Raw genomic sequence first — 568 nt, forward strand, 5'->3', positions numbered from 1 at the left:
TAGTTGAACCGCCCTAAGATTATGTCCTTGACTGAGTAAATTGGTAATCACACTTTGTCTGATTTTAACCGAAGTTAATCGTTTTTCATATTGTTTTTGATAAGTCGATAAAAGGTAATTAATATCGTCTGAAGTAGTTGGACTTCCTAATTTATTGAGGATAAAGTACGGCTGTTTTGTACGCTCTAATTGTGGTCTATCTTCCTGTAAATAGTGATAAAATAAAAGGATTTGTTCTGCTTTTAAAGACAGGGTTCTACTGTTGGTCATTCCTGTTTCACGGATGTAAATTTCCGCTTTATCGAGGTCGATATCTTCGAGTAGAATTTGGGTTATTTCCTTGACTAAAACGGCTTGATGAACGAATAAACTCAGGATAATTTGATTGCGTTTAGCTAAGATGGCATAACGTTCTTTTCTTGGTTCAAGTAAGGTTTTGAGTTCTTTTTCTGTCCATAAATCCTGTAATTGTACCGCCGTTTGTTTAGCATCTCGAAGCTTGATAAAGTGAGCAGGATTGTCCTTTCTTACCTTTATTTCAATCAGATAATCGTAGTATTTTTTTAGT

At 34.7% G+C, this 568-nt stretch carries 1 protein-coding gene; it reads right to left on the minus strand.

The genetic code is table 11. The features are described 5' to 3' along the window. Window positions 1-568, minus strand: a 568-nt coding sequence (locus N5D03_RS14975; protein WP_280052135.1) for a tyrosine-type recombinase/integrase, incomplete at both ends; no start/stop codon positions are given.

It is taken from the genome of Empedobacter sp. GD03861 (assembly GCF_029840885.1).
Taxonomy (GTDB): Bacteria; Bacteroidota; Bacteroidia; order Flavobacteriales; family Weeksellaceae; genus Empedobacter; species Empedobacter falsenii_B.